Genomic DNA, 6,119 nt, shown 5'->3' with positions numbered 1-6,119 from the left:
CCGACGATACTGCTCGAAGCCGGCGCCTTGATCTGCTGCCATCGCTAGGGTCTTTTGTCTCATTCAATATAAACGGCCTGCCACCCTGATGCGTTGACCTTTTTCAGCATTGCCTTAGCGCCAGCGCCCCGGCGGCACTCCGAACGCGCGCTTGAAATGCCGCGTGAAATGGCTCTGGTCGGTGAACCCGCTCGCCGCCGCGACCTCCGTCACCGAAGCGCCCGCGCGCAACGCCCCTAGCGAGCGCGTGAGCCGCATCTGATTGCGCCACGCGTGAGGCGCCAGACCCGTCTCGCGCGTGAAGAGCCGCGCCGCATGAAACGTGGACAACCCGACGCTCGCCGCCAGTTCCGCGAGCGTGACGGGCGCGGTGAGATCGTCGGTGAGACGCGCTTTCATCGCTTCGACGCGCACCGCGTCGCTGCCGATTTGCCTGACCGATGGCCGCTCGCCCGCGTGCCGCGCGAGCAGTGTCGAAAGCGCGTCGAGCAGCGCGGTTTCCGCGGCGAGCGGATCGCCGCCGGCTTCGAGCGCGCGATGCGCCAAAGCCAGGCGCCGCGCGAGATCGCCGTCGCGGATGATGTCGGCCGGGAACCACGGCAGCGGCTCGGCGCGCCCCGAGACTTCGCTCGCGATCGATTGCACGAACTCCACCGGCAGATAGAACACGCGATACCGCCAGCCCGCATCGACCGCCCGCGCGCCCGTATGCAACTCGCCGGGGTTGATGACCGGAACCGAGCCCGCTTCCGCGACATAGTGCGAGCCGCGATAGTCGTAGCACTCGGCACCCGCTTCGATGACGGGTACGGTGTACGCGTCGTGCCAGTGCGGCGTGAACGAGTGGTCGTGATACTCGGCGGTCAGCATGTCCGCGCCGGGCGCGAGCGGGGAGCGCCAGTAGCGTGCGGAATCGCTGAATCGGTTGACGGTCATGGGAAAGCGCGGCGACTTTTTGAGATCGAACGAATAATCTTACACGCCGCGCGCTTTTCAGCGGCTGCCTGCAACGCGCGCCGTCATTTGACGGGGATCGTCGTGCCTTCGGGCACCGGAACGGCGGTCACGCTGTTTTTCGCGCTGCCGGTCGTGATCCGGTCGCTATAGGTCAGATAGACGAGCGTGTTGCGCTTCGCATCGACGATCCGCACGACGTGCAGTGTCTTGAAGATGAACGACATGCGATCGCTGAAGACGTCGGCTTTCTGCTTGAGCGGCTCGGCAATCTTGATCGGCGCGACCTGGCGGCACGCGATCGACGCTTCCGTCGGGTCTTCGGCGATGCCGAGCGTGCCCTTCACGCCGCCCGTGCGCGCCCGCGACACGTAGCACGTCACCCCGGCGACTAGCGGATCGTCGTAGGCCTCGACGCTCACGCGATCCGAGCCGGTGAAGCGGAAATTCGTGTTGACGCTCGCGATTTCCTCTGCTTGCGCGCACGGCGCGACAAAGGTGGCGAGCACACTGAGCGAGGCGGCGAAGCTGAGAGCGCGTTTCATCGGATTTCCTCGGGAAAAAGAAAAGGCGTCGTATTGTAACGACGCCTTTCGCGATGACGTGCTTCTTGCAACGCGTTCAATGAAAAATCAAATACAGGATCACGAGGACGATAACCGGTACGCCTAGCAGCCAGCCGAGAAGATAGGGCATTTGAAGTTCCTCCATTCGTTTTCTGATTAGACGGCTTCAGTATCGAGTCAGAACTTTCTTGGCGGTAGTCGAGGCTGTCCGAAACGCGTGTAGGTGTAGTCCTATGCGGAGTATTTTCATGCTTTGCTCATACAGAACGCGCAGTCCTGATCGGCCGCTCGCGATACAGCGTCTGCACATAATCGAGATGCGCGCCCGCCGCCTCGCGGGCGAGTTCGGAATCGCGCGCGACGATCGCATCGAAGATCGCGCGATGCTGCGCGAGGAGGTTCGCTTCGACTTCGTCGTCGTAGTCGACCAAACGGTGCGATGTCAGCATCGATTCGCGGATCAGTTCGTGCAGCCCATGCATCACGTGCGCAAGCGCGACGTTGTGCGTGGCATCGGCGATGGCCAGATGGAACGCCGCGTCCTTCTCCGCGATGCGCGTGCGCTTCGGCTCGGCAGCGGCGGACTGGAGCGCATCGAAGGCGTCGGCGATGCGTTGCAGATCAGCGTCTGTGGCACGCTCGGCGGCATAGGCCGTCGAGAGTGTTTCGAGCCCGCGCCGCAGTTCGAGCACGTCCGCGGACGCGTTCGGATGCTGCTGGAGAAGGGCTGCGAGCGGATCGGAGACGAGCGGCGCCGTCACGTCCGATACGATGAACCCGCCGCGCGCGACCGCCCGGATGAAGCCGTCGGATTCGAGCCGGATCAGCGCTTCGCGCAGCGACGGCCGCGACACGTTCAACTGCTCGGCAAGCTCCCGTTCGGCGGGCAGACGCTGGCCGGGCAAGAGCGCGCCGCTCGAAATCAGCGACCGGATCTGGCCGGAGACGACATCGGACAGGCGCACGCGCGAATAGGAATGGACGGGCTGGAAGGTCATCGATTAGACGAAGCTGGCGGATTTCCCTAGTTTGACACGAAAGAACACAAACTTTAAAGTCTTGGTCAGACCAAGCTGACCAAAGGCGTCGCGAGGCGCGTTCCCTCATATGAAAGTTGCCCTGTTCGTCCCCTGTTTCATCGATGCCTTCTATCCCGAGGTTGGCATCGCCACGCTCGAATTGCTCGAACGGCTGGGCCTCGACGTCGATTACCCGCAGGAACAGACCTGCTGCGGCCAGCCGATGGCGAACAGCGGCGCGCAGAAGGAAGCGTCCGGCGCCGAGCGCGTGTTCGCCCGCAATTTCGCGGATTACGACTACATCGTCGGGCCGTCGGCGAGTTGCGTGCATCACGTTCGCGAGCATTTCAACGCCATCGAGCAGACCGCTGCCGTGCGCAAGGTGCGGGCGAGCGCATTCGAACTAACCGAATTCCTGCACGACGTGCTGAACGTGCGCGAGTTTCCGTGGGCCGAATTCCCGCATCGCGTGGGGCTGCACAACAGTTGCAGCGCGGTGCGGCATCTGCGCGAGGCGTCGGCATCGGAGATTGCCGAGGTGCCGTTTTCGAAGCCGCGCGCGCTCCTGGAGCGCGTGAAGGGCATCGAATTCGTCTCGCCCGCGCGTCCCGACGAATGCTGCGGCTTCGGTGGCACTTTTTCCGTGACGGAGGAAGCGGTATCGGTGAGGATGGGGCAGGACAAGGTGCGCGACCACGTCGGCGCGGGGGCGCAGTACATCGTGTCCGGCGACATGTCGTGTCTCATGCACCAGCAAGGCTGCGCCGAGCGCCTGAAACTCGACGCGCGCTTCATCCATATCGCGCAGATTCTCAACGGAGCACGCGGATGACCAAGACTGTGCGGATCGATCACGCGAAAGCGGCGGGCGCGTTCCTGCAAAAGGAGGATCACGTCGCGTTCCACGACAAGCGTCTCTGGGACCTGCGCACGAAACGCGATGCGCAGGCGCACGGCATCGCCGAATGGGAGACGCTGCGCGATCTGGCGTCGGGGATCAAGGAGCACACGCTCTCGCATCTCGCCGACTACATCGAACAGTTCGTGACACAGGCGGAGAAGAACGGCGTCGTCGTGCATTTCGCGGAGGATGCGGAGGAGCACAACGCGATCGTGCATCGGCTGATGAGCGAGCGCGGCATGACGACGCTCGTCAAGAGCAAGTCGATGCTCACCGACGAATGCAAGATGCGCGAGTTCCTGGAGCCGCGCGGCATCACGGTGATGGAAACCGATCTCGGCGAGCGCATCCAGCAGCTCGATCACCAGGACCCGAGCCATATGGTCGTGCCGGCGGTCCACAAGCTGCGCGCGGACGTCGCGGAACTCTTCGGCCGCACGATCGGCACCGATCCGGCCAACAGCGACATCCACTATCTCGCCGAAAGCCAGCGCATGCATACGCGGCCGTACTTCGTGCGCGAGCAAACAGCGGGCATGACCGGCTGCAACTTCGCGGTCGCGGAGACGGGGACCGTCGTCGTTTGCACGAACGAGGGCAACGCGGATTTGTCGGCGAATGTGCCGCCGCTGCATATCGCGTCGATCGGCATCGAAAAGCTGATTCCGCGGGTGTCCGATCTCGGCGTGTTCGTGCGGATGCTGTCGCGAAGCGCGCTCGGCTCGCCGATCACGCAGTACACGTCGCACTTTCGCGCGCCGCGTCCGGGCACGGAGATGCACTACATCCTCGTCGATCACGGCCGCTCCGAGCGCCTCGCGATGGACGATTTCTGGTACTCGCTCAAGTGCATCCGCTGCGGCGCTTGCATGAATACGTGCCCGGTGTATCGGCGAAGCGGCGGTTTGTCGTACGGCGGGACGTATTCGGGGCCGATCGGCGCGATCATCAATCCGACGTTCGACCTCAAGCGCTACAGCAGCCTGCCGTTCGCCTCTACGATGAACGGCAGTTGCACGAGCGTGTGCCCGGTGCGCGTGAATATCCACGAGCAGATCTACAAATGGCGCGAGGTGATCGCCGAGCGCCACGAAGTGCCGTTCGTGAAGAAGGAAGTGCTCAAGATGGCGGGGCGGCTGCTCGCGAGTCCGACCTTGTACCGCGCGACGGTGGCGTCGCTCGGCGGCGCGCTGAAGCGCTTGCCGAACTTCGTGCTCTACAACCCGCTGAACATCTGGGGCCGTCAGCGCGATCTGCCCGACGCGCCTACTGAAACTTTCCACGAGTGGTATCGCAAAAACCGGAAGCAACCGAAATGACGACTCGCGACGCTTTTCTCTCGAAGATCCGCGCAGCGCAGCCCGCACCGCGCCCGCTTCCCGACGTGCCGCTGTTCAGCGTGCCTGAAGGCGATCGCCGCGAGCGGTTCACCGCCGCGCTCGCGCTGATGGGCGGCACGTGCGTTGAGGCCGAGCGTCTCGACGACGTGCGCGCGCTCTTGACCGGGCGCTTCGGGCCGGATGCGGTGGTGGCATCGGCGGTCGATGGGATCGAGGGCACTCGCGCGCTTGCGGCCGACACGCCGCCGGCGTCGTTGCAGGACGTCGATGTCGGTGTGGTACGGGGGCGGTTTGGTGTTGCGGAAACGGGATCGGTGTGGTTCAGCGAAGCCGAGTACATCGTCAATTCGATCGGTTATCTCGTGCAGCATCTCGTCGTGCTGCTCGATCCGGCGCAACTCGTCGATGGCTTGCAAGAGGTGTATCGACGCGACGATTTTCAGTCGGCGCGCTATGCGGTGCTCGTGACCGGGCCGTCCGCGACTGCCGATATCGAAGGCGTGCTGATTCGTGGCGCGCAGGGCGTGCGGTCGTTGACGGTTGTTTGGCTGGCGTAGAGCGGTCATTGACGATCCACGCTTTCAGCCATTTGCCGACGGTACGCACCGCACATGAATAACTCGAATCGCGATTCGGGCCTCCAGCCCGATTACCGAATTCGTTCGGCGAGGTGACACGCGATCAGGTCTGCTTGAAGGGCGGAAAGCGAAAAACGCGAGCAGAAAAGCAAAAAGCCCAATCTTTCGATTGGGCTTTTTGCTTTGAAACTTTTTGGCTCCCCGACCTGGGCTCGAACCAGGGACCTACGGATTAACAGTCCGGCGCTCTACCAACTGAGCTATCGGGGAACATCTGCAGCACAGAAATGAAATTATATGGAGCGTTTTCTACCCTGTCAACACCCCGCGTCCATCTCGATATCATTTTTTTGACCGAGTCACGCGGCACGCTGACGGCCTCAATCAGCGTTCCAGCAGATTGAGCTTTTCCTTCACGTCTTTGAACTCGTCGGCTTCGGGAAGCGGCGCTTTCGTCTTCGTGATGCTCGGCCAGCCGCGCGCGAGCTCGGCGTTCAGGTCGGTGAAATGCTGCTGGTCGCCCGGGACGTCTTCTTCGGCATAGATGGCGTTCACAGGGCATTCGGCCACGCACACGGCGCAGTCGATGCACTCGTCCGGATCGATCGCGAGAAAGTTGGGACCTTCACGGAAGCAATCCACCGGGCACACGTCGACGCAATCGGTATAGCGGCACTTGATGCAGCTTTCGGTCACAACGTGAGTCATTCAGGCTCCTGCATGCGGAATTCGTGGGGGCGGCGGCGGTGCGGCTACATGGG

At 63.0% G+C, this 6,119-nt stretch carries 7 protein-coding genes and 1 tRNA gene; 3 read left to right on the top strand and 5 right to left on the bottom strand.

The features are described 5' to 3' along the window. Nucleotides 1-114 precede the first annotated feature (114 nt). From AWB67_RS08110 to AWB67_RS08100, 3 genes are all read right to left on the bottom strand, one after another. On the bottom strand, nt 115-936 hold the full coding sequence (locus AWB67_RS08110; RefSeq protein WP_087655711.1) for a helix-turn-helix transcriptional regulator: 822 nt from the start codon (nt 934-936) through the stop codon (nt 115-117). An 83-nt stretch (nt 937-1,019) separates the two neighbouring features. Continuing rightward, on the bottom strand, nt 1,020-1,499 hold the full coding sequence (locus tag AWB67_RS08105; protein ID WP_087655710.1) for a CreA family protein: 480 nt from the start codon (nt 1,497-1,499) through the stop codon (nt 1,020-1,022). A gap of 278 nt (nt 1,500-1,777) precedes the next feature. Then, nucleotides 1,778-2,518 carry a FadR/GntR family transcriptional regulator gene (locus AWB67_RS08100; protein WP_087655709.1) on the bottom strand — a complete coding sequence of 247 codons (741 nt, stop codon included), beginning with the start codon at nt 2,516-2,518 and terminating at the stop codon, nt 1,778-1,780. 109 nt (nt 2,519-2,627) lie between these two features. Between AWB67_RS08100 and AWB67_RS08095 the strand changes: the two genes are divergently transcribed. From AWB67_RS08095 to AWB67_RS08085, 3 genes are read left to right on the top strand one after another with little or no spacing between them, the layout of a single operon-like run. Further along, nucleotides 2,628-3,371, top strand: a complete 744-nt coding sequence (locus AWB67_RS08095; RefSeq protein ID WP_087655708.1) for a (Fe-S)-binding protein — start codon at nt 2,628-2,630, stop codon at nt 3,369-3,371. Continuing rightward, a complete protein-coding gene (locus AWB67_RS08090; RefSeq protein WP_087655707.1) occupies nt 3,368-4,759 on the top strand; it encodes a lactate utilization protein B in 1,392 nt (463 codons plus the stop codon). The genes AWB67_RS08095 and AWB67_RS08090 overlap by 4 nt, the downstream gene beginning before the upstream one ends. Continuing rightward, nucleotides 4,756-5,337, top strand: a complete 582-nt coding sequence (locus AWB67_RS08085) for a LutC/YkgG family protein (protein ID WP_087655706.1) — start codon at nt 4,756-4,758, stop codon at nt 5,335-5,337. The genes AWB67_RS08090 and AWB67_RS08085 overlap by 4 nt, the downstream gene beginning before the upstream one ends. Nucleotides 5,338-5,552: 215 nt before the next feature. Here the strand turns inward: AWB67_RS08085 and AWB67_RS08080 are convergent. Next, nucleotides 5,553-5,628: transfer RNA gene (locus AWB67_RS08080), tRNA-Asn, on the bottom strand. A gap of 114 nt (nt 5,629-5,742) precedes the next feature. Beyond that, nucleotides 5,743-6,066, bottom strand: a complete 324-nt coding sequence (fdxA, locus tag AWB67_RS08075; protein ID WP_087655705.1) for a ferredoxin FdxA — start codon at nt 6,064-6,066, stop codon at nt 5,743-5,745. Nucleotides 6,067-6,119: the final 53 nt, after the last annotated feature.

It is taken from the genome of Caballeronia terrestris (assembly GCF_001544515.1).
GTDB classification, from domain to species: domain Bacteria; phylum Pseudomonadota; class Gammaproteobacteria; order Burkholderiales; family Burkholderiaceae; genus Caballeronia; species Caballeronia terrestris.
Note: the sequence above shows the minus strand (reverse complement) of the source record. Positions and strands in the feature narration are given on the sequence as shown.